The following is a 22749-nucleotide window of genomic DNA, read 5'->3' as shown; positions in this document are numbered from 1 at the left end:
GGCCCGGATTTCCGGGCCCACTTTTTTTCGACCGTTACGGATCTGCCCCGAGGCGGTCGCCGTTCCACAGAACAGCAAGCTCGGCCTGGAACCTCCCGCTGCTCCGCGCGTTTCATGGCGTCCCATTCGTGGACCAGCCCGGATATTTCTCCTAGCGCTGCTACAACCAGGAGCCGTTTCATGCACGACAAGCTGTTTCGTTCACCGGTGGCCCTCACCGTCGGCCTCGGCTTCAAGCGCGAGATTGCCTCGCTGGCCGAAATGCATGATTTCCTGACCAATTGGACGACCGCGCGCCATGGTCCGCTTTACCACAATGCCGTCGAGGCGTGTGGCCTTGCCATGGAAGGCTGCGTCGCCAGGGATGAGGCCCGCCATGCGTTCGTAGAATTCGCGCAGGCTGCCGGCATTCTCTGGCCCGAGATCGAGCCAGTCATCGTGACGCGCGCTGTCGCGCGCGGCTACGGCGGCTACGCCGCCTGAGTAAGAATTCACTCCCGTCGTAGCGGCCAATTCTGCATCGACTGCCACTGGTCCTCCAAGCCGGGCTTTCACTTTGCTGCCGGAAACTACGGCTTTGCGGACGCTGATGACGTTTGCCCGGCGTTTATGGAGACAATCAGCCGTCCGCCGGCGTTTCGCTCGGGCTCGCTGAACCAGGCTCATTCGATGGCTGCGCGGCAGGGCGCCGAAGGTGACGAGCCGCGCCCTAAAACCTTTATAAAATTCCTATTTCTTTCCGCTTCGCGCCGTCTCGAACCTTTATGGCGATCGGGTCCATATTCCATCTTGAGCAAAAACGTCGAACGCCCTCACCAATCGAGGTGTGGCGCGCCGTATCACGTAATTTCCACCTGCTTCGAGCAGGCGAAACGTAGAAAAGCGAAAGCAAGGAATAAACACGATGGATATCGTCGTTCTCGGAATAGGAATTTTGTTTTTCGTCCTTTCCTTCGCTTACATCAAAGCCTGCGACATTCTTTAACGCGAGGACCGCAAGATGCTTGTCGACTACATTCTCGGTGGCGGCGTGACGCTGTTCCTGCTCGTTTACCTGACATACGCCCTCGTTCGTCCAGAACGCTTCTGAAGGCCGGAAACCATGACTCTCAACGGATGGCTACAGATCCTCGTCTATTGCGGGACCGTCGTTTTGCTGGTGAAACCGCTCGGCGGCTACATGTACCGCGTCTTCAATGGCGACCGGACATTCCTGTCGCCGGTTCTGGGCCCGGTCGAACGCGGGCTCTATCGGATTTCGGGAACCAGCGAGCGCGAGGAACAACATTGGACCGCCTATGCGACGGGCATCCTGTTCTTCAGCGTCGCCAGCTTCCTGGTGCTTTATGTCCTGCAGCGGCTCCAGGGCGTGCTGCCCTACAATCCTGCCGGCATGGCGTCTGTCGACGCCAACCTCGCCTTCAACACCGCCGCCAGCTTCGTCACCAACACCAACTGGCAGAACTATGGCGGCGAGAGCACGATGTCCTACCTCGTGCAGATGGCCGGCCTCACCGTGCAGAACTTCATGTCGGCCGCCGTCGGTGTCGCGATCGCCGTCGCGCTGATCCGCGGCTTTGCCCGTGCCTCGGCAAAGTCGATCGGCAATTTCTGGGTCGATTTGACCCGCTGCACGCTCTACATCCTGCTGCCGCTCTGCATTGTGCTGACGCTGGTCTATGTCTGGCTCGGCATACCGCAGACGCTCGGACCGTATGTCGACGCCACCACGCTGGAGGGCGCCAAGCAGACCCTCGCGCTCGGCCCGGTCGCCTCGCAGGTGGCCATCAAGATGCTCGGCACCAATGGCGGTGGTTTCTTCAATGCCAATGCCGCACATCCGTTCGAAAATCCCGACGCCATCTCCAATCTGATCCAGATGGTGACGATCTTCGCGCTGGGTGCTGCCCTGACCAACGTCTTCGGCCGCATGGTCGGCAACCAACGCCAGGGCTGGGCGATCCTGGCCACGATGGGCGTGCTGTTCATCGCCGGCGTCGCCATCTGCTACTGGGCGGAGGCATCGGGCAATCCGCTGGTCCATGCGCTCGGCATCGACGGCGGCAATATGGAAGGCAAGGAGAGCCGCTTCGGCATTGCCCTCTCGGCACTGTTCGCGGTCATCACCACGGCCGCCTCGTGCGGCGCCGTCAACGCCATGCATGACAGCTTCACCGCGCTCGGCGGGCTGATCCCGATGGTCAACATGCAGCTCGGCGAGGTCATCGTCGGCGGCGTCGGCGCCGGTTTCTACGGCATGATGATGTTCATCGTCCTCGCCGTCTTCGTCGCCGGGCTGATGGTCGGCCGCACGCCGGAATATCTCGGCAAGAAGATCGAGGCCAAGGAAGTCAAGATGGCGATGCTGGCCATCCTGTGCCTGCCGCTGGCCATGCTGATTTTCACGGCAATCGCCGTGGTGCTGCCGACGGGTGTCGCGTCCATGGCCAATGGCGGGCCGCACGGCTTCTCCGAGGTGCTCTACGCCTATACTTCGGCGGCGGCGAACAATGGCTCGGCCTTTGGCGGCCTCAGCGGCAACACGCCCTGGTACAATGTCACGCTCGGCATCACCATGCTGATGGGCCGCTTCCTGGTCATCGTCCCGGCGCTCGCCATCGCCGGCTCGCTGGTGGCGAAGAAGACGGTCCCGGCCTCGGCCGGCACCTTCCCGACAGACGGCCCGCTGTTCGTCGGCCTGCTGGTCGGCGTCATCCTGATCGTCGCCGGCCTGACCTTTTTCCCGGCACTGGCGATCGGACCGATCGTCGAACACCTGGCCATGATCCATGGGCAGACATTCTGACACGGCCCAGCCTTGGATCGACATCATGTCCTGGTTCAACATCATGCGACGGAAGCGCCGGCCCCGGGCCGGAAATGAGGGGGAGCCAACTCCCCCTCCCTTCCCGACCATCTCCACATTCCTGGGCATTGCGGCAGTCATGATCGTGATCTGGCTGCTGGTCTATGGCCCACCCTTTTCGGCATCCGATCGATCGGTGCCTGCCAACAACATCGATACTGGAGCCAACAAATGAGCCAGTCCAAATCCGCCAGCATCATGGATGCCGGCATCCTGTGGCCCGCCGTCGGCGGAGCCTTCAGGAAGCTGAATCCGCGCACCCTGATCAGGAACCCGGTCATGTTCGTCGTCGCAGTCGTCTCGGCGCTGACGACCGTCCTGTTCGCCAGGGACCTGATCACCGGCGGCGGCGATTCCAAATTCACGCTGCAGATCATCATCTGGCTGTGGTTCACCGTGCTGTTCGCCAATTTCGCCGAGGCCGTCGCCGAAGGCCGCGGCAAGGCGCAGGCCGATTCACTGCGCAAGGCGCGCACCGAAACCCAGGCCAAGCTTCTGACCGGTGAGGACCGCACAAAGTACAAACTGGTGCCCGGCACCAGCCTGAAGGTCGGGGATGCCGTGCTGGTCGAGGCTGGCGACATCATCCCGTCGGACGGCGAGGTGGTCGAAGGCGTCGCCTCGGTGAACGAGGCGGCGATAACAGGCGAATCCGCGCCGGTCATCCGTGAATCCGGCGGCGACCGTTCTGCGGTCACCGGCGGCACGCAGGTGCTGTCCGACTGGATTCGCGTGCGCATCACGGCGGCATCGGGCCATACTTTCCTCGACCGCATGATCTCGCTGGTCGAGGGCGCCGAGCGCCAGAAGACGCCGAACGAGATCGCGCTCAACATCCTGCTCGTCGGCATGACGCTGATCTTCGTGCTGGCCACGGCCACCATCCCGAGCTTCGCCTCCTATTCGGGCGGCTACATCCCGGTGACCGTCCTGGTCGCCCTGTTCGTCACGCTGATCCCGACCACGATCGGCGCGCTGCTGTCGGCCATCGGCATCGCCGGCATGGACCGGCTGGTGCGGTTCAACGTGCTGGCGATGTCCGGCCGCGCCGTCGAGGCGGCGGGCGACGTCGACACGCTGTTGCTCGACAAGACCGGCACGATCACGCTCGGCAATCGCCAGGCGACGCAATTTCGCCCGGTCAAGGGTATCACCGAGCAGGAACTGGCCGACGCGGCGCAGCTCGCCTCGCTCGCCGACGAAACGCCGGAAGGCCGCTCGATCGTGGTGCTGGCCAAGGAGAAATACGCCATTCGCGCCCGCGACATGGCAACGCTGCACGCCACCTTCGTGCCCTTCACCGCGCAGACACGTATGAGCGGCGTCGACATCGACGGTTCGTCGGTGCGCAAGGGCGCCGTCGATTCGGTGCTCGCCCACGTCAACCAGTCGGCATCGGCGGCCCATGGCGTGCGCCCGAGCAGTGACTCCATCCGCGACCTCCAGGCCATCGCCGACGAGGTCGCCAAGTCCGGCGGCACGCCGCTGGCGGTGGAACGCGACGGGCGCCTGCTCGGCGTCGTTCACCTCAAGGATATCGTCAAGGGCGGCATCAGCGAACGGTTCACAGAACTGCGCCGCATGGGCATCCGAACGGTGATGATCACCGGCGACAATCCGATGACGGCCGCTGCGATCGCCGCGGAGGCCGGCGTCGACGACTTCCTGGCCCAGGCGACGCCCGAGGACAAGCTGAAGCTGATCCGCGACGAACAGGCCAAGGGCAAGCTGGTCGCCATGTGCGGCGACGGCACCAACGATGCGCCCGCTCTTGCCCAGGCCGATGTCGGCGTGGCCATGAACACCGGCACCGTCGCGGCTCGCGAGGCCGGCAACATGATCGATCTCGACAGCGATCCGACCAAGCTGATCGAGATCGTCGAGATCGGCAAGGCGCTGTTGATGACGCGCGGCTCGCTGACGACGTTCTCGATCGCCAACGACGTCGCCAAGTACTTCGCCATCATCCCGGCGATGTTCGCCGTCTTCTACGTCGCGCCGGGACAGACGACCGGCCCGCTGCAGGCGCTCAACATCATGCATCTGGGGACGCCGCAGAGTGCCATCCTGTCGGCGATCATCTTCAACGCGCTGATCATCATCGCGCTGATCCCGCTGTCGTTGAAAGGCGTCAAGTATCGTGCCATCGGCGCCGGTGCGCTGCTCAGCCGCAACCTTTTGGTCTACGGCCTCGGCGGCATCATCGTCCCCTTCGTCGGCATCAAGGCGATCGACATGATCGTCACCGCCCTCGGCCTCGCTTAACTCTTTGTTTTAACGCAATTCCTGTCGGAAACCGCTTCACACTTTTCCTGGAATTGCTTTGAGGAAAATTTCCATGCTTTCCCAGATAAGACCCGCGATCGTCATGATCGTCTTCTTCACGGTGCTGACCGGCCTGATCTATCCCCTGGGCATGACCGGCATCGCGCAGGCGCTGTTCCCGCGCCAGGCCAATGGCAGCCTGGTCGAAAAGGACGGCAAGGTCATTGGCTCCGGCCTGATCGGCCAGGGCTTTGCCAGCGACAAGTATTTCCATGGCCGGCCTTCGGCGGCCGGCAGCAGCGGCTACGACGCAACCGCCTCCGGCGGCAGCAATCTCGGCCCGACCAATCCGAAGCTGATCGATCGCATCAAGGGCGATGCCGAAAAGCTGAAGGCGGAGAATCCGAACCAGCCGGTCCCGATGGACCTGGTGACGACGTCCGGCAGCGGCCTCGATCCGGCCATCAGCCCCGAGGCCGCCTACTTCCAGGTCGCCAGGGTGGCGAAGGCCCGGGGCCTCGACGAGGCCAAGGTCAAGGCGCTCGTCGACAGCCACATCGATGGCCGCGAACTCGGCTTCCTGGGTGAGCCGGTCGTCAATGTGCTGGCGCTCAATCTCGCACTCGACGATGCGAAATGACGAAGGATGGGCCGGGGATCGACAGTACCCCTGGCGCCGTCCATGATCGAAACTGATGCCGGACGACCGAAGCAACGAAACCAGACCTTCTCCCGACGCACTGCTCGACCATGCCGAGCGGGAAGGTCGCGGCCGTTTGCGGATATTCCTCGGTGCCGCACCGGGTGTCGGCAAGACTTACGAAATGCTGATGTCGGGCCGTGCCCGCCTGGCCGACGGCGTGGACGTGGTGATCGGCGTCGTCGAGACGCATGGCCGCAAGGAGACGATGGCCCTGGTCGAGGGCTATGAGGTCATTCCCCGCCGCAAGGTCGACTACAAGGGCCGCATCCTCGACGAGATGGATATCGACGCCATCCTCGCCCGGCGTCCGGCGCTGGTTCTCGTCGACGAACTCGCCCACACCAACGCGCCCGGCAGCCGCCACCCCAAGCGCTATCTCGACGTCCAGGAAATCCTGACTCAAGGCATCGACGTCTACACGACGCTCAACATCCAGCATGTCGAAAGCCTGAACGATGTCGTCGCCCAGATCACCAAGGTCAGGGTGCGCGAGACGGTTCCCGATTCCATTATCGACCAGGCCGACGACGTCGAGATCATCGACCTCACGCCCGACGACCTGATCAAGCGGCTCGAGGAAGGCAAGGTCTATTTCCCCAACACCGCCCAGCGCGCGATCGAGAACTATTTCTCGCCGGGCAATCTGACCGCGCTTAGGGAACTGGCGCTGCGCCGCACGGCGCAGCGCGTCGACGACCAGTTGCTGATCCATATGCAGGCCCACGCCATTCCGGGGCCGTGGGCCGCGGGCGAGCGGGTGCTCGTCTGCGTCGACGCGCGTCCGGGCGGGGCGGCCCGCATTCGCTATGCGCGCCGGCTGGCCGACCGGCTGCGCGCGCCGTGGACGGCGCTGCATGTGGATACGCCTCGTTCGGCCGCCATGTCCGAGGAGGACAAGGACCGGCTGGCGGCATTGCTGCGCCTTGCCGAACAGCTCGGCGCCGAGGTGACGACCATTCCCGGTCAGAACGTCGCCCAGGACATCGTGCGGCATGCGACGGCCAACAATTTCACCCATATCGTGGTCGGCCGGCCGCCCCGGTCGCGCTGGCGCGAATTGATCGAAGGTTCGCTCACCTACGATCTCATCCGCAATGCCGGCGACATCAGCGTCCATGTCATTTCGGGAACCGAGCGCAACACCGAGGCGACGTCGAGAAGCGTCAAGGCGGCGGACGAGCAGTGGCAGTTCCAGATCTGGCCCTATCTCAAGGCCACGGGTTTTGTCGCCGGTTCGCTCGCCTTTGCCGTCCTGCTCGACCAGTTTCTCGACGTTCGCAATCTGGCTATCATCTTTCTCATCGGGGTGCTGACGTCGGCGGTGACCGGCGGCCTATGGCCGGCCCTGTATGCCTGTCTCGCCAGCGCCGTCGCCTTCAACTATTTCTTCCTGGAGCCGCGCTACACGCTGACGATCCGGGATCCGGAGAGCATCGTCGCGCTCGGCGTGTTCCTGGTTGTGGCCGTCATCGCCAGCAATCTGACGGCGCGCGTGCAACGCCAGGCGGTCGCCGCCCGCTCGCGGGCGCGGGCCACGGAGGACATCTACCTCTTTTCCAAGAAGCTCGCCGGCGCCGGCACGCTCGACGACGTTCTTTGGGCCACCGCCTTCCAGATCGCCTCGATGCTGAAGCTGCGCGTGGTGCTGCTTTTGCCGGAAGATGGAACGATCACCGTCAAGGCCGGCTATCCGCCCGACGATACGCTGGCCGAAGCCGATATCGCCGCCGCCCGCTGGGCCTGGGAGCATAACCGGGCGGCAGGACGCGGCGCCGACACGCTCCCCGGCGCCAAGCGCCTCTATCTTCCCTTGCGCACAGGGCGTACCGCGATCGGCGTCGTCGGGCTCGACAACGACAAGCAGGGTCCGCTGCTGACGCCAGAGCAGCAGCGCCTGCTCGACGCGCTGGCCGACCAGGCGGCGGTCGCCATCGAACGTATCCAGCTGGTCGCCGACGTCGACCGCGCCAAGCTCGCCGCCGAGGCGGACAGGCTGCGTTCGGCGCTGCTCACCTCGATCTCGCATGATCTGAAGACGCCGCTCGCCGCCATCATGGGTGCGGCCGGCACGCTGCGGGAATTCGCACCAGCATTGCCGGAACAGGATCGGGCGGAGCTGCTGTCGACCGTACTTGATGAGTCCGAGCGGTTGAACCGCTTCATCGCCAATCTGCTCGACATGACCAAGATCGAGTCCGGGGCCATGGAGCCCAATTACGCTTTCCACTATGTCGGCGATATCGTCGGCTCTGCCCTGCAGAGAGCGAGGAAAATCATCGCCGAGCACAAGACCGAAATCGACATCCCCGTGGATCTGCCGATGCTGAAGATCGATCCCGTCCTGTTCGAGCAGGCGCTGTTCAATCTCCTCGACAATGCGGCGAAATACGCTCCGCCCGGCTCGACGATCCGCGTGCAAGGCTGGACCGACAATGGCTCCGTCGTCCTGCAGGTTATGGACGAGGGGCCGGGCATTCCGCCCGGAGACGTGGAACGGATTTTCGACACCTTCTACCGGGTGCGCAAGCGTGACCAGGTCCGCGCCGGCACCGGGCTCGGCCTGTCGATCTGCCGTGGTTTCATCGAAGCGATGGGCGGCACGATCACGGCCGCGAACCGAACCGACCGTCCGGGCGCGGTTTTCACCATCAGCATGCCGAAGCCGGCGATCCCGCCCGACCTCGACACCTCGACTACCGACGATGTTGGTGACTTGGCATGACAAACTCGAACGTCAGGATACTGGTCGTCGATGACGAGCCGCCGATCCGCAAGCTGCTGCGGGTCGGGCTCGGCAGCCAGGGCTATGCCATCAGCGAGGCGCCGAACGCCAAGGCGGCGATCGAACTGATGGAGGCGGAAAAGCCTGATCTCGTCCTGCTCGACCTCGGCCTGCCGGGCATGAGCGGCCATGAACTGCTGCGCAAATGGCGTGACGACGGCCTCGACATTCCCGTCGTCATCCTCTCCAGCCGCACCGACGAGGCCGGCATCGTCAACGCGCTCGAACTCGGCGCCGACGACTATGTCACCAAGCCGTTCGGCATGAACGAGCTGGTCGCCCGCATCCGCGTGGCGCTGCGCCATAAGTTCCAGCAGCAGGGCGAGAGGCCGGTTTTCCAGACCGGTGACCTCAGCGTCGACCTGGTCAAGCGCGTCGTGAAGGTCGAGGGCAAGGAGGTGAAGCTCTCGCCGAAGGAATACGAGATCCTGCGCATGCTGGTGCAGCATGCCGGCAAAGTGCTGACCCACCATTTCCTGTTGAAGCAGGTATGGGGCGATTCGACCGACGTGCAGTATCTCAGGGTCTATGTCCGGCAGCTCAGGCAGAAGATCGAGAAGACCCCCGACCAGCCGCGCTGCATCACCACGGAGACTGGTGTCGGCTATCGCCTGCGCGAGGTCGAGTAGGCGAGAGCCGTCACTTAACCGATTGCTTCCTGCAGTCGGCTCGCCGTCGACGATGCCCGCAGGGCAGCTAGGCAGCCGAGGATGCCGAGCGGCACGAAGGCGAGGAACAGCCAGCTCGCGACATTGGCCGCCGCGTCGTGGTTCAACCCTTGCGAAAAACCGCTGGCATTGGCGACGATGCCGGCAAGGGCGGCACCCACGGCATAGCCGATGCGCTGCATGGTCGGCACCGCTGCCGAGGCAATTGTCTGCTCCTCATCCGGGGCGGAGGCGACGATGACGCGGGTCAGGAACGGCCAGGCGATGCCGAAGCCGCCGCCCTGCAACAGGGCGCAGACCAGGATCAGCGGGATCGAGCCCAGCGGTATCGTATAGGCAAAGCCGGCGATGCCGGCGGCGATCATCAGCGCGCCGCAGACGATGATCAGCCGCTCGCGGCGCGGTGGCGCGTTGGCGACGAGGATCGACAAGATCGACCAGGCGATCGATTCGGCGGCGATGATATAACCGGTGGTTAGCAGCGGGATGTCGTGCAGGCTGGTCAACAGCAGCGGCCCGTAGACGCCGAAGGAGCAGGTCGCCACCGAGAAGGCGGCGACCATGGTCATGCCGGCGCCTACCGGCGTGCGCCACGAGAACAGCCGCGCTGGGAAAAGCCGGGAGCGCGGCTTCAGCGCGTCGATGTAGAAGAACAGCGCCAGGCCGCCGAGACCGAGGGCGATCAGCAGCGAAGAGCGCAGCAAGGCGATGTCGACACCGGCCGAGGCGATCAGCACCACGGCTACGGCAAGGCAGGCGAGGGCGGCGAACGGGAAGGGCGGCGCCTTGCCCTTGCTCGTGGTGGGTCTCGTCGCCTCAGGCGTGTCGAGCACGATGAAGCTTGCCAGCGCCATGGCCGTGCCGCCGGCTGTGAAGACGCCGAATGCCCAACGCCACGACAGAAGCTCGGTCATGATCGCGCCGAGCAATGGGCCGCTGAAGGCCGCGACACCCCAGATCGCGGACATGATGCCGAAAAGCTGCGGCCAGATGGCACGCGAAAACAACCGCTCGACCGAGACGAAGGCCAGCGACACCAGCGCGCCGCCGCCAAGCCCCTCGATCAGGCGGCCGGCGAGAAACAGTTGCATGGAAGGCGAGGTGGCGCAGATCAACGCTCCGGCCGCGTAGAGCAGGGCGGCGACAACCATGTTGGTGCGCAGCGCCACATAACTCACCAGCCGTCCGGCCGCGGCACCGGCGACGATGGCGCCGAGCTCGTAGATCGCCAGCGACCAGCCGACGAGCTGCACGCCGGCCAGTTCACCGACCATGGCGGGCATGACGGTCGCCACCATCGTCTCGTTGGTCGCGTGCAGCAGGATGCCGAGGCTGATGAAGCAGAAGCGCGCCAGGTCGCCGCTCGCCCACAATGCGCGCCAGTCGACCCTGTTTATTCCGATCTCAGTCATTTCTACCTCTGCCTTGGATATCTCGATGACGGCGCTGGGCACCAGAAGTCAGAAAGGGTTTCCGGCAAGACCATGCGTGTCGGCAACGCCAAATCCAGGCGCTGCTCAGTCGGGGCAGGTTCGTAAGACCTCAACCATGGTTGAGCTCAAGCGGTTCGTTTCCGTGGACCATCGCAACGGTGGAGATTGGCCGAAGCTTCTCAACGCCGAGTCGCTTTGCTCCTTGCTTACGCCCCCGGATGACGAAGCGGAAAGCGAACGCCCTAGGCGCGATCAGTTTTCGATGCTGCGCAGCTGGAACTGGCTGACGCCGATGGCGAGATTGATGCCGGTCTGGGTCTGCAGGCTGAGCGGCTGGAGGGTGAAGGCCTGTGACGAACCGCCAACCAGCAGATTGGCGCCGGCGCCGACGGCCGCCGTCACCTCGGCACTGGCGCCAATATAGTCGCCCGCCAGCGCACCCGGCGCGTAGATGTTCTTCAGCGGCGTCAGCACCAGCCATCGCATCACCGCTTGCTTTGTCGTGCCGATGTCGAGGCCGTATTTGTTGACGGCGCCGAAATAGGCTTCCGGCGCGAAGGTCTTGTCGGAGGGGGTGAAGGTGCAGCTCAAATCCTTGGTCGAGCCGAAGATGAAGCCGGTGCCGCCTGATATGGCGCATTCAAGCGCGCCGAGTTCGATGCCACGGTCCTGGGCTCGTGCCGCACCGGCAAGCACCGTCAAAATCACGGCAGCGGCGATGGCTGTCTTCGGCATACTGTTCCCCTCAAAATGAAACGGCGCGGAACCATCCTATCCGGTTCCGCGCCGCGAAGTGAGGGGTCGTGGAGCCCATGGCTCCATGCATTCATTTGAGCGAATGGATCAGCTCGAGCGACGTCACGGCGACGGCAAGATTAACGCCGGTCTGCGCCTGGACGCTGAGCGGCTCGAGCATGAAGGCGCTGTCGAAGCCACCAACCAGCAGGTTGGCGCCACCGCCGGTCACGACGCTGGCCTCGGCGTTGACGCCGTAATAGCTGCCGGCGAGGTCGCCCGCGTCACGGTCGCGTGTCGCGGCAAATACGGCCCAGACCAGCTGGCCCTGATGAGTCTTGCCGAGATCGACGCCAAGCTTGGAGATGACGCCTGTGTAAACCTCGGACGGTCCATGATGGTGGGGCCGGAAGACGCAGGACACGCCCTTGTTGGACGTCACGATATAGCCGGTGCCGCCATCGATGGTGCAGTCGAGCGTGCCGAGCTGCAGCCTGCCGGCGCTGGCCGGTGCGGCAGCGAACGCGGTCATGGCGAGTGCGGCGGCGCAGGCGAGTTTCTTGATCATGGGAGGGTCCTTTCGCGATTGCTTCCAAGTAACGGCTTTGATGGCCAGACCGTTCCGCTGAAAACTTGGCGCGAACAAGGCAAGGGTTGACGGGTTGCAGCGGGGGTTAACGCGCGGTTGCCGGATTGCCGGCGAAAGCCAGAGCAGCGTGTCCTTTTGGACACGCTAACGATCTGGAATGTTTAGCGGATCTGGCGAAACCGACGTCAGCTGACGCGGGCGAGGCCGTCCTTGGCCGGCTGGTAGGTCGGGTTGAGGCGAACGGCTTCCTTGTAGGATTTCGCGGCCTTCGCCTTGTCGCCGCGCCGCTCGTATATCAGCGCCTGGTTGGCCCAGGCCTCGGCGTTCTTGCCGTCGAGCTTGATGGCCATGTTGAAGTCGGAGAAGGCATTGTCCTCGTCGCCTGTCGCCAGGTAGGAAAGGCCACGGCCGTTGTAGGGTTCGGCGGCGTCCGGCGCCAGTGAGATGGCGGTCGAGAAATCCTCGATGGCGAATTTGTGCTGGCCCTGGCTCTGATAGATCAGGCCGCGATTGTGATAGGCGCGGGCATCGGTGGTGTCGAGCTGGATCGCCTTCTGGAAGTCGTTGAAGGCATCCTGGGTGCGGCCTGCCTTGCGGTAGAGATTGCCGCGGCCGATATAGGCGGCGTCATAGTTGCCGTTGATCTGGATCGAGCGGTTGTAGTCCGCAAGCGCGGCTTCCTGGTTGCCGAGGAAACGCTGGATGAGCGCCCGGTTCGAATAGGCCTGGTAGAAATTAGGGTTGAGCTGGATGGCCTGGTTGAAATCCTTGAGCGCCGCCTGGTACTGGCCGCCACGGCCATAGGCCGAGCCGCGCACATTGTAGCCTTCGGGATCCTGGGGATTGCGCTGGATCACCGCCGACAGCGAGGAGATGTTCTCGCTCGATCCTTGCGCCTTGTCGATGTTGTTGAACTCGCCGGTCGGGCCCGATGTCTGGCAGCCGGCAAGCACAAGTCCGGAAAGCAGGGCCGCTGTCAGGGCGAAACCACGCAATGCGGTCCCGCGCTCCACGCTCGTTGCGTTCATGTCTGCCCTGTCCTCACTTGCGCCGCGTCATTCAGGCCCGGATCCCCCCCTCCGGGCCGGGTCACATCAAAATAAAAAGGTGGCGGCGATTCCGCATCGCGCCACCTTGGTATCCTTCGAAAAGGACGAAATATTGGCGTTAATCAGCGCGGCGGACGCGCTGCACCGGCAGCACCGCCGGCAGCCACCGGACGCGGCGTCATCGGCAGCAGCCCTTCGCGCTGTGCGCGCTTGCGGGCCAGCTTGCGGGCGCGGCGAACGGCCTCGGCCTTTTCACGGGCGCGCTTCTCGGAAGGCTTCTCGTAATGACCGCGCATCTTCATTTCGCGGAAAATGCCTTCGCGCTGCATCTTCTTCTTGAGCGCGCGAAGCGCCTGATCAACGTTGTTGTCGCGGACGAGTACCTGCACGGGCAATCCTGTCTTTCGGGTTTGATATCAACAGGCAAGCAGCCATAGCCACTAGCCTCCGCGGCGCTCGACACCACGAATTGTGGCGGCTGATAGCAGAATCAAGCCGCGCTGTCCACAGTCGAAATGAAGGACAACGGCCAAATTGCCGCCGGTTGCCCGGTAGGTAGGCCATCAGCTACGCCGTGGCCAGATGCAGCCGCTCGAAATCCTCGAAGAACTCGCCGTAGTCGCAGGTGATCTCTTCGCCCGCCGCGATATCGCGGGTCGCCGTCGCGCCGCCATATTGCGAGAAATCGGTGTTCGGCGTCGCCGAATGGTTCATGAAGCGGCCATTGTCGACTTCATAGACCATGAAACCCGGCCGATCCGGGCTCGGATAGGCGTAGCGGTCGAGCAATTCCTTCAACGGTGGTGGCGCTGCCTCGTATTTGTCCATCGGGATCAGCCGGTCGAAATCAGGATCGAGGCGCCAGATCGAGGCACCCTTGCGGATCGGCTCGGCGGCGAACATGCCGACGCCCTCGATCGCGCTCGCGGCCACATAGGTTCGGATCAGCATCATGGTTCCAGGACCTGTTTCGGCAAGAAGAGCGGTTCGACAAACGGAATCGCCAAATCGCGCGGAAAAATCAAGACCGGCGGCCTGCGTCACTTGGCCGAACAGTCCTGTTCGCCGGGTTCACGTCCGGTTGATCGAGACGCCGCCATCGGCAAACAGCGCGGTTCCCGTGGTGAAGCTGGAGGCATCGGAGGCGAGATAAAGCGCCGAGCGGGCAATCTCCTCCGGCTGTGCCATGCGCTTCAAGGCGTGGATGCCTTCGACGAAAGCGCGGGCCTGCGGCGTGGTGGTCGTCGCGCCGGGTGTGTCGGTGCCGCCGGGCAGCAGCGCGTTGACGCGTAGCCCCCTTGGCCCATATTCGGCGGCCAGCACCTGCGTCAGGCCGATCAGGCCAGCCTTGGCAGCGGCATAAGCGGCCATGCCCGGCATGCCGGCAGTGTAGCCGACAAAACTCGAGGTAAAGATCAGCGAGCCGCCGCCCCGCTCCAGCATGGCCGGTATCTGGTGCTTTGCCCCGAGAAAGGCGCTTGTCAGGTTGATGTCCATCGTCTCGTGCCATGCCGCCGGCACCATGTCGGGCAGGGGCGCCATCACGCCGACGGTGCCGGCGTTGTTGAAGGCGATGTCGAGGCCGCCGAACCTTTCCAACGCCAGATCGACAAGAGCCTTTGCATAGGCTTCGTCCCTGACGTCGCCGGCAAGCGCGACGGCGGTGCCGTCCGCGTCCGATATTTCGGCGACGAGCGCGTCGAGCTCTGCCTGGCGCCGCGCGGCGACGACGAGCTTCGCACCTTCCTCGGCAAAGAGTTTTGCGGCAGCGCGGCCGATGCCGGAACTGGCGCCGGTGACGATGGCGACCTTGTTGGCGAGTGCGAACATTCTCTCACATCCTTTTCCTAGCGCCAGCCTTGCCGGCGTTCGGATGCTTGGTCGCAAATCGAGGCAGCGCCAGCCACCCGATACCTGCGTTGCTCTCGGTGAGTTTATTGACGCATGGCGGGCACCAGGCTACGAAGTGGCTCTTCAAACCTTGCGGGTGGACGCGCCACCCATTCCAATGACCCCCCAAGACATTATGAGCAAGTTGTTGGCCCCCGGCTTCGAGGGCGACAGCGAATTGACGTTCGCTCTTCAATCGGAATTTCACAAAGGCTTTCCGCTTGAGAACCTTCGGCCGCTGCTAACGTCCGGCAATCTTCATACGCAGGCCGCGGCCGCTTACCTGGTGGCTGAAGCCAATTCCAAAATGAGCTACAAGATGAATTGCGTTGTCGCGGAGATCGCCGGTCTGCTCGACAGTGAATCTTCCGGCATTCGGTTCGACGCAATCGAGGCGCTTCTGGGATGTACGACGCCGGCCGATGGCACCGTTCTCGGTCGCCTCATGCTGCGGCTGGATGACGAATATGCCGGCGTGCGGTGGAGGGTCGTCCAATTCATCTGCCTTGCGGAGCGCTGGCAGCTAAGGCTTGCGGTGGAAAATGCCGCCGCCCTGCGCCCGGACTCGGCTTTCAAGACACTGGTCAATGCTTATGGTCGCTATTTCATGCCCAGTTCCAAGGATCTGCCGCGGTTGCTCGCGCATCCGGATGCGGTGTTGCGGCGCTTTGCAGCTGCAGTGGCTATCAGGCCGCGCGAGGTGATCGTCGAGCGCTTCGTGGCCATGACGGAGCAGTCGGACGATGCGGAGATTCGTAAAATCGCCGCCGATTGCCGCAAAGGTTATTTGCGGCCGACCTATGCAATCGGGCCGTCCATTGTCAGGCGTCCGCCGGCCGAACCGTCAAAAGCCGAAGTTCCAAACGACGGCGGTTGACGCCCGGCGCAAAACGGCAAGCGCCGTCGCAAACAGCGCAAGGGTGGAAGCGCTGTTTCGCTAGTGATACACCTCGCGCGCCGGGGCCAAGTGAACGCCTCGCCGCCATTTGCGAGGCTGGAACGTTGAAAAAATATTCGGTATTCGCCATCGCCCGCGAGGCCATGCGCGGCCATAAGGGTTGGGAGGAGCAGTGGTCCTCGCCCGAGCCGAAGAAGGAATACGACGTCATCATCGTCGGCGCCGGCGGCCATGGGCTGGCCACCGCCTACTATCTCGCCACCGTGCATGGCATCACCAATGTCGCTGTGCTGGAAAAGGGCTGGCTCGGCGGCGGCAACACCGGGCGCAACACGACCATCATCCGTTCCAACTATCTCTATGACGAGAGCGCCGGCATCTACGACCATGCGCTGAAGCTTTGGGATGGGCTTTCCCAGGAACTCAACTACAACGTCATGTATTCGGCGCGCGGCGTGATGATGCTCGCCCACAATGTGCACGACATCCAGGTGCTGAAGCGCCATGTCCACGCCAACCGGCTGAACGGCATCGACAATGAATGGCTGTCGCCGGAGCAGGCCAAGGAGTTCTGCCCGCCGCTCAACATCTCCAGGGACGCGCGCTATCCGGTCGTCGGGGCCGCCTTGCAACGGCGCGGCGGCACGGCGCGGCATGATGCGGTGGCCTGGGGTTATGCGCGGGGTGCTTCGGCGCGCGGCGTGCACATCATCCAGAATTGCGAGGTCACCGGCGTCAAGCGGGCCGCCAATGGCGCGGTCATGGGCGTCGACACGACACGCGGCTTCATCGGCGCCAAGAAGGTCGGCGTCGTCGCCGCAGGCCATTCCTCTGTCATCATGAACATGGCCGGCGTGCGCATGCCGCTGGAAAGCTATCCGCTGCAGGCGCTGGTGTCGGAGCCGGTCAAGCCGGTGGTGCCTTGTGTGGTGATGTCCAACACCGTGCACGCCTATATCTCTCAGTCCGACAAGGGCGAACTGGTCATCGGCGCCGGCACCGACCAGTATGTCTCCTATTCGCAGACCGGCGGCCTGCACATCTTGCAGCATACGCTCGACGCCATCTGCGAGATGTTCCCGATCTTCACGCGCATGAAGATGCTGCGCTCGTGGGGTGGCATCGTCGACGTCACGCCCGACCGCTCGCCGATCCTGGCCAAGACGCCGGTGCCCGGCCTCTACGTCAATTGTGGGTGGGGCACGGGCGGCTTCAAGGCGACGCCAGGCTCGGGCCATGTCTTTGCCCACACCATCGCCAGGGACGATCCGCATCCGATCAACGCGCCCTTCACCATCGAACGCTTCCGCACCGGCCGCCTCATCGACGAGGCGGCGGCGGCGGCGGTGGCGCATTGATGATGACCGAACTCGCTGTCGCCATGCCGCTGGTGCTGGCGGGGGAACAGGGCATGTTCCATTTGCCGTCGTCGGAAGAGGTGCGGCTGCAGCCGATCGAACGTGCCGGCAACGAGGCCGGCTGGCCGTTTTCGGTCGACGAGGGGACGCTGGCATGCGTGTGGAGCGCCGGCCAGAAAGTGGTGATGTTCTTTGAAGGCCGGCCGCACGGGCTGGACGAGGACGAGGATTTCGAGCCGCGCGGCGTGATCGTCACCACCGACCCGATGCAACTGACGCTCGGCAACATGGCCAACCGCGCTTTGTTTCGCGATGCGACAAGCGTCGAGGAGCGCCTGCGGCTCGTCGCTCCATTCATGACCATGGGCCAGAAGCTTTGCGACCAACCCGCCGGCGCCCGCGTCGGCCACGGCGAATTGTAGGAACGAAGACGATGCTTCTCATACGCTGCCCCTATTGCGAGGAAGAGCGCCCGGAGCTCGAATTCCGCAACGCCGGCGAGGCCCATATCGCGCGATCGGCCAATATGGCCGGCGAGAGCGACGACGATTTCGAGAAATTTTTCTTCATCCGCTCGAACCCCAAGGGCATCATCTACGAGCGCTGGCGGCACATGCATGGCTGCGCCCGCTTCTTCAATGCAGTGCGCGACACCGTCACCGACAAGTTCGTCATGACCTACAAGGCCGGCGAGCCGAAACCCGCCAAGCTGCCCAAAAACTCCAACGAAGTGGTTGCCAAATGAGCGGCGGGTTCCGCATTCCGAGCGCCGGCCGCCTCAGCCAGGCCAAGACCGCGCGGTTCAGCTTCGACGGCCAGTCCTATACCGGCATCGAGGGCGACACGCTGGCCTCGGCGCTGCTTGCCAATGGCGTGCATCTGGTCGGGCGCTCGTTCAAGTACCACCGGCCGCGCGGCATTCTGTCGGCGGGCGCGGAAGAGCCTAACGCGCTGGTGCAGATCGTGCGCGACGACGCGCGCAAGACGCCGAATGTGCGCGCCACCGTGCAGGAGCTTTATGACGGACTTGCCGCCAACTCGCAGAACCGCTGGCCGTCGCTGTCCTTCGACATAGGCGCGGTCAACGACATCGCATCGCCGATGTTTTCGGCCGGCTTCTATTACAAGACCTTCATGTGGCCCAAGGCGGCCTGGAAGAGCTTTTACGAACCCAAGATCCGCGAGGCCGCCGGCCTTGGCGTTTCTCCGGACAAACCCGATCCCGACCATTATTCCTCGCGCTACGCGCATTGCGACGTGCTGGTTCTGGGCGGCGGCGCCGCAGGTATTGCGGCGGCATTGGCGGCGGCGGACACCGGCGTGCGCGTCATCCTCGCCGACGAGCAGGCCGAGTTCGGCGGCAGCCTGCGCTTCGAGAGCGGCGCGAAAATAGACGGCCAGGACGGTTTTGCCTGGGCACAGGCGGCGATCGCCAGGCTGAAGGCGATGGACAATGTCCGCGTGCTCTCGCGCGCGACTGCTTTTGGATATTATGCGCAGAATTTCGTCGGCCTGGTCGAGCGTGTCAGCGATCATCTGAAGGCCCCCGGCCATGACCTGCCGCGCGAGCGGCTGTGGCAGGTGCGCGCCAAGCGCGTCGTGCTGGCCTCCGGCGCCATCGAGCGCCACATGGTGTTCGCCAACAATGACCGGCCGGGCATCATGCTGGCGGGCGCGGCGCGCACCTTCCTGAATCACTATGGCGTGGCGGTCGGCAGGAATGTCGGCGTCTACACCGCCAATGACTCGGCCTACGCGGCGGCGATCGACCTGAAGAAGGCCGGCGTCAATGTCGCGGCGATCGTCGACCTGCGCGACAACCCCACCGGACCGGTGATCGACGAGGCGAGGGCGCTCGGCATCGAGATTAATTTCGGCCGCGCGGTGATCCGCGCCGGCGGCAAATTGCGGGTGTCTTCGATGACCGTGCAGCCGAAGAATGGCGGCGGCGAGCGCACCATTCCCGTCGATGCGATCCTGATGTCGGCAGGCTGGACGCCGTCGGTGCATCTGTTCTCGCAATCGCGCGGCAAGGTCGCCTTCAACGACGAGACCAAGCGCTTCGTGCCCGGTATTTACGCACAAGACTGCGTCTCAGTCGGCGCCTGCAACGGCACTGACGGGCTATCGGCAACGGTCGACGAGGCCTACGCGGCTGGCGCCAAGGCGGCGAAAGACGCCGGCGCGAAGACCGCCAAGGGCGCGAAGCCGAAGGTCGATGCCTCTGAGAGCTGGTCGCGCGGCATGCTGGGAGCTGGCCCCGGCGCCGGGCCGGACACGACGGTGAAGGCGTTCGTCGATTTCCAGAACGACGTCACCGCCAAGGATATTCGCCAGGCGGTGCATGAGGGCATGCGCTCGATCGAGCACGTCAAGCGCTTCACCACCAACGGCATGGCGACCGACCAGGGCAAGACCTCTAACATGCACGGCCTGGCGATCGCCGCCGAAACGCTTGGCAAACCGATCCCGGAAGTCGGCCTGACCACGTTCCGCGCGCCCTACACGCCGGTTACTTTCGGCGCGATCGTCAGCCATGCGCGCGGGCCGCTGTTCGACCCGACGCGAAAGACGGCGATCCATCCGTGGGCCGAAGCGCAGGGCGCGGTGTTCGAGGATGTCGGCCAGTGGAAGCGCGCCTGGTATTTCCCGAAGACGGGCGAAGACATGCATGCAGCGGTCGACCGCGAATGCGTGGCGGTTCGCACCAATGCCGGCCTGTTCGACGCGTCGACGCTCGGCAAGATCGAAGTGGTCGGGCCGGATGCCGCCAAGTTCATGGAGCTGCTCTACACCAACCCGTGGGAGAAGCTGGAACCCGGTCGCTGCCGCTATGGCATCATGCTGCGCGAGGACGGTTTCATCTATGATGACGGCGTCGTGGGCCGGCTGGCGCCGGACCGTTTCCATGTGACGACGACGACCGGTGGCGCGCCGCGGGTCATGAACCACATGGAGGACTATCTCCAGACCGAGTTCCCGCATCTCAATGTCTGGCTGACCTCGATCACCGAACAATGGGCGGTGATCGCCGTGCAGGGGCCGAAGTCGCGCGCCATCATCGCACCGCTGGTCGAAGGCATCGACATGTCCGACGAGGCGCTGCCGCATATGTCGGTGCGCGAAGGCAAGATCTGCGGCGTGCCGACAAGGCTGTTCCGCATGTCGTTCACCGGCGAGCGCGGCTTCGAGGTCAATGTGCCGGCCGATTACGGCCAGGCCGTCTGGGAAGCGCTGTGGGCCGAGGGCCAGAAGCACGGCGCCGCCGCCTACGGCACCGAGGCCATGCACGTGCTGCGCGCCGAAAAAGGCTACATCATCGTTGGTCAGGATACCGACGGCACGGTGACCCCTGGTGATGCCGGCCTCGATTGGGCGGTCGGCAAGAAGAAGGCCGATTTCGTCGGCATCCGCGGCCTGACGCGGCCGGATCTGGTCGCCAAGGGCCGCAAGCAGCTGGTCGGCCTCAAGACCAAGGACCCGCAGGTGGTGCTGGAGGAAGGCGCGCAGATCGTGCAGGATCCGAAGCAGGCGATCCCGATGAAGATGATCGGCCACGTCACCTCGAGCTACTGGTCGCAGAATTGCGGCCGCTCCATCGCGCTGGCGCTGGTCGCCGGCGGCCGTGACCGCATGGGCGACACGCTCTACGTGCCGATGCCGAACGGAGTGATCGAAGTGGAGGTTACCGGCATGGTGTTCTTCGACGAGACGGGAGGGCGCCTCAATGGCTAAGGCTGCTGCAAAGAAGGTCGCTCCGGCCGCATCGCCTTCGGTCGAGCGTCGATCCGCATTGGCCGGGCGTGCCATCTCCGCGACTGGCGTCAAGGTCGAGATCCTGCCGCCGGCAGAGCGTATTTCGCTGCGCGCGCCGGAGGCTTCGGTCGCGGCGCTGTCGAAGGCGCTCGGCGTGATCTTGCCGAAAAAACCGAAGACGTCCGTGTCGAAGGCTGGCCGCACCGTCCTGTGGCTTGGGCCGGACGAATGGTTTGTCATCGACGAGGCCGGCAACGATCCGCTCGCCGCTTGCGCCACGGTTGCCGCGCTCCATTCGGCGGTGGGTGTCTCGCACCGCAATATCGCGATTGCCGTTACCGGTGCGGCGGCGGCCGCCACGATCAATTCGGGCTGTCCGCAGGATCTGTCGCTTGATGCGTTCCCGGTGGGGGCTGCCTCGCGAACCATCCTTGGCAAGGCCGAAATCGTGCTGTTGCGTACAGCCGCGGACGCCTTCCGGGTCGAGTGCTGGCGTTCCTTCTCGGACTATGTCTTTACTTTCCTGTCCGAGGGCGCACGCGACGCGGCGGTCTGAACCCGGAACGTTTGCCGCGCGCGTCCGTTGTGCGGCAACAAGTCGAGGGAGAATGTCGATGCCGTCCAAGTCCGCGCCGAAGTCGCCGCCGCAATCCAAAACCGCGGCGGTCCGCTCGCTCGAACACGAGCGGCACGACGAGGCCAATGCCGAAGAGGAGCTCGAAGAGGGCCTCGAGGACACGTTCCCGGCCAGCGATCCGGTGTCGATCACCAGCTCGGCAATCCCCGGCGCACCTGCCAAGCCCGGCAAGGCCAAGACCGTTGCGGGACGGAAAACCCGCAACCCCTGATTTCCCCAGTTTCAGTCTTGGCGGTGCCTTCTCAAGGTCCCGTTACATGCGCTATTTAAAGCGCTTTGGGAGATGAAGATGCCGATAAAAGCCATCGTCTGGGGCGAGAACATCCACGAGCAGACCAATGCCGCCGTGCGCGATCTCTATCCCTTGGGCATGCATGGCACTATTGCCGCCGCGCTCAACCAGGACAAGGGCATCGAGGCGACCACCGCCACCTTGCAGGAGCCCGAGCACGGCCTGGGCGAGAAGCGCCTTGCCGGCACCGAGGTCCTGCTGTGGTGGGGCCACGCCGCCCATGGCGAGGTCAAGGACGAGATCGTCGAGCGCGTCCAGAAGCGGGTCTGGGAAGGCATGGGGCTGATCGTGCTCCATTCCGGGCACTACTCCAAGATCTTCAAGCGGCTGATGGGTACGCCCTGTTCGCTCAAATGGCGCGAGGCGGGCGAGCGTGAACGCGTCTGGGCGATCAATCGCGGCCATCCGATCGCGCAAGGCATCGGCGAATGCCTGGAGATCGGCGAGACGGAAATGTATGGCGAGCCGTTCGCCGTGCCGGAGCCGCTGGAGACGGTGTTCATCTCCTGGTACGAGGGCGGCGAAGTGTTCCGGTCGGGACTGACCTATCAGCGTGGCGCGGGACGGATCTTTTATTTTTCGCCGGGCCACGAGACCTATCCGATCTACCACAATGAAGGGGTGCAACAAGTGCTGCGCAACGCCGTGCACTGGGCGCACAATCCCGCACCCGCATGGTCCGGCATCACCAATGCGCCGAACGTGCCGACGGACAAGGCCAAGGAGAAGATCGTCCAGAAAGGCCTGCGCCTGCATGCCGATGGCGACAAGGGTCTTGGTTGATCAGCCTAAGCTGATCGGGGCCTGGGCTGATCGGGGCCTGGGCTG

23 protein-coding genes are annotated in these 22749 nt (G+C 64.1%); 16 read left to right on the top strand and 7 right to left on the bottom strand.

Annotation, left to right across the window (positions count from 1 at the left end):
* Positions 1-180: 180 nt before the first annotated feature.
* The 8 genes from LB577_RS08485 to LB577_RS08450 all read left to right on the top strand — a co-directional run bounded on the left by LB577_RS08485 (position 181) and on the right by LB577_RS08450 (position 9245).
* Positions 181-483, top strand: coding sequence for a DUF982 domain-containing protein (locus tag LB577_RS08485; protein WP_224686343.1), 303 nt, complete (start codon positions 181-183; stop codon positions 481-483).
* Positions 484-1000: 517 nt separating this feature from the next.
* On the top strand, positions 1001-1090 hold the full coding sequence (locus tag LB577_RS08480; RefSeq protein ID WP_023669708.1) for a K(+)-transporting ATPase subunit F: 90 nt from the start codon (positions 1001-1003) through the stop codon (positions 1088-1090).
* Between the two features lie 12 nt (positions 1091-1102).
* Positions 1103-2806, top strand: coding sequence for a potassium-transporting ATPase subunit KdpA (gene kdpA, locus LB577_RS08475; protein WP_224686342.1), 1704 nt, complete (start codon positions 1103-1105; stop codon positions 2804-2806).
* A gap of 25 nt (positions 2807-2831) precedes the next feature.
* Positions 2832-3041, top strand: a complete 210-nt coding sequence (locus tag LB577_RS08470; protein WP_224686341.1) for a hypothetical protein — start codon at positions 2832-2834, stop codon at positions 3039-3041.
* Entirely contained in the window at positions 3038-5131 is a 2094-nt protein-coding gene (kdpB, locus tag LB577_RS08465; protein ID WP_224686340.1) for a potassium-transporting ATPase subunit KdpB, read from the top strand. The genes LB577_RS08470 and kdpB overlap by 4 nt, the downstream gene beginning before the upstream one ends.
* A gap of 73 nt (positions 5132-5204) precedes the next feature.
* Positions 5205-5771: a potassium-transporting ATPase subunit KdpC gene (kdpC, locus tag LB577_RS08460; RefSeq protein ID WP_224686339.1), complete on the top strand. Its 567-nt coding sequence runs from the start codon at positions 5205-5207 to the stop codon at positions 5769-5771.
* Between the two features lie 55 nt (positions 5772-5826).
* Positions 5827-8556: a sensor histidine kinase gene (locus LB577_RS08455; RefSeq protein ID WP_224686338.1), complete on the top strand. Its 2730-nt coding sequence runs from the start codon at positions 5827-5829 to the stop codon at positions 8554-8556.
* Positions 8553-9245, top strand: a complete 693-nt coding sequence (locus LB577_RS08450) for a response regulator transcription factor (protein WP_224686337.1) — start codon at positions 8553-8555, stop codon at positions 9243-9245. Before LB577_RS08455 ends, LB577_RS08450 begins: the two co-directional genes overlap by 4 nt.
* A 14-nt stretch (positions 9246-9259) precedes the next feature.
* Here LB577_RS08450 and LB577_RS08445 read toward each other — a convergent pair whose 3' ends face one another.
* The 7 genes from LB577_RS08445 to LB577_RS08415 form a co-directional block, all read right to left on the bottom strand.
* Positions 9260-10696 carry an MFS transporter gene (locus LB577_RS08445; protein ID WP_224686336.1) on the bottom strand — a complete coding sequence of 479 codons (1437 nt, stop codon included), beginning with the start codon at positions 10694-10696 and terminating at the stop codon, positions 9260-9262.
* Between the two features lie 273 nt (positions 10697-10969).
* Positions 10970-11452: a DUF992 domain-containing protein gene (locus tag LB577_RS08440; protein ID WP_224686335.1), complete on the bottom strand. Its 483-nt coding sequence runs from the start codon at positions 11450-11452 to the stop codon at positions 10970-10972.
* A 91-nt stretch (positions 11453-11543) separates the two neighbouring features.
* Positions 11544-12020 carry a DUF992 domain-containing protein gene (locus LB577_RS08435; protein ID WP_023765884.1) on the bottom strand — a complete coding sequence of 159 codons (477 nt, stop codon included), beginning with the start codon at positions 12018-12020 and terminating at the stop codon, positions 11544-11546.
* Between the two features lie 206 nt (positions 12021-12226).
* Entirely contained in the window at positions 12227-13069 is an 843-nt protein-coding gene (locus LB577_RS08430) for a tetratricopeptide repeat protein (protein ID WP_013893060.1), read from the bottom strand.
* 143 nt (positions 13070-13212) lie between these two features.
* Entirely contained in the window at positions 13213-13479 is a 267-nt protein-coding gene (rpsU, locus tag LB577_RS08425) for a 30S ribosomal protein S21 (RefSeq protein ID WP_010911429.1), read from the bottom strand.
* Positions 13480-13657: 178 nt separating this feature from the next.
* Positions 13658-14044, bottom strand: a complete 387-nt coding sequence (locus tag LB577_RS08420) for an SET domain-containing protein (RefSeq protein ID WP_056577942.1) — start codon at positions 14042-14044, stop codon at positions 13658-13660.
* Between the two features lie 117 nt (positions 14045-14161).
* Complete coding sequence (locus LB577_RS08415) at positions 14162-14920, bottom strand: SDR family oxidoreductase (protein WP_224686334.1); 759 nt, start codon at positions 14918-14920, stop codon at positions 14162-14164.
* Here LB577_RS08415 and LB577_RS08410 point away from each other — a divergent pair.
* The 8 genes from LB577_RS08410 (at position 14892) to LB577_RS08375 (ending at position 22704) form a co-directional block, all read left to right on the top strand.
* Positions 14892-15857, top strand: a complete 966-nt coding sequence (locus LB577_RS08410) for a hypothetical protein (protein ID WP_224686333.1) — start codon at positions 14892-14894, stop codon at positions 15855-15857. The genes LB577_RS08415 and LB577_RS08410 overlap by 29 nt on opposite strands.
* A gap of 125 nt (positions 15858-15982) precedes the next feature.
* On the top strand, positions 15983-17236 hold the full coding sequence (locus LB577_RS08405) for a sarcosine oxidase subunit beta (protein ID WP_032931625.1): 1254 nt from the start codon (positions 15983-15985) through the stop codon (positions 17234-17236).
* Positions 17236-17658 carry a hypothetical protein gene (locus LB577_RS08400; RefSeq protein WP_224686332.1) on the top strand — a complete coding sequence of 141 codons (423 nt, stop codon included), beginning with the start codon at positions 17236-17238 and terminating at the stop codon, positions 17656-17658. Before LB577_RS08405 ends, LB577_RS08400 begins: the two co-directional genes overlap by 1 nt.
* Before the next feature lie 11 nt (positions 17659-17669).
* Positions 17670-17981, top strand: a complete 312-nt coding sequence (locus tag LB577_RS08395) for a sarcosine oxidase subunit delta (RefSeq protein WP_023765878.1) — start codon at positions 17670-17672, stop codon at positions 17979-17981.
* Entirely contained in the window at positions 17978-20971 is a 2994-nt protein-coding gene (locus LB577_RS08390) for a sarcosine oxidase subunit alpha (protein ID WP_224686331.1), read from the top strand. The genes LB577_RS08395 and LB577_RS08390 overlap by 4 nt, the downstream gene beginning before the upstream one ends.
* Positions 20964-21548 carry a sarcosine oxidase subunit gamma gene (locus tag LB577_RS08385; RefSeq protein ID WP_224686330.1) on the top strand — a complete coding sequence of 195 codons (585 nt, stop codon included), beginning with the start codon at positions 20964-20966 and terminating at the stop codon, positions 21546-21548. The genes LB577_RS08390 and LB577_RS08385 overlap by 8 nt, the downstream gene beginning before the upstream one ends.
* A 58-nt stretch (positions 21549-21606) precedes the next feature.
* Entirely contained in the window at positions 21607-21840 is a 234-nt protein-coding gene (locus LB577_RS08380) for a hypothetical protein (protein ID WP_023765875.1), read from the top strand.
* A 78-nt stretch (positions 21841-21918) separates the two neighbouring features.
* Positions 21919-22704, top strand: a complete 786-nt coding sequence (locus LB577_RS08375; protein WP_224686329.1) for a ThuA domain-containing protein — start codon at positions 21919-21921, stop codon at positions 22702-22704.
* Positions 22705-22749 lie beyond the last annotated feature (45 nt).

The organism is Mesorhizobium sp. B283B1A, assembly GCF_020165735.1.
Lineage (GTDB): Bacteria > Pseudomonadota > Alphaproteobacteria > Rhizobiales > Rhizobiaceae > Mesorhizobium > Mesorhizobium opportunistum.
The sequence above is the reverse complement of the archived record's forward strand: the minus strand, read 5'-3'. Positions and strand labels throughout refer to the sequence as shown.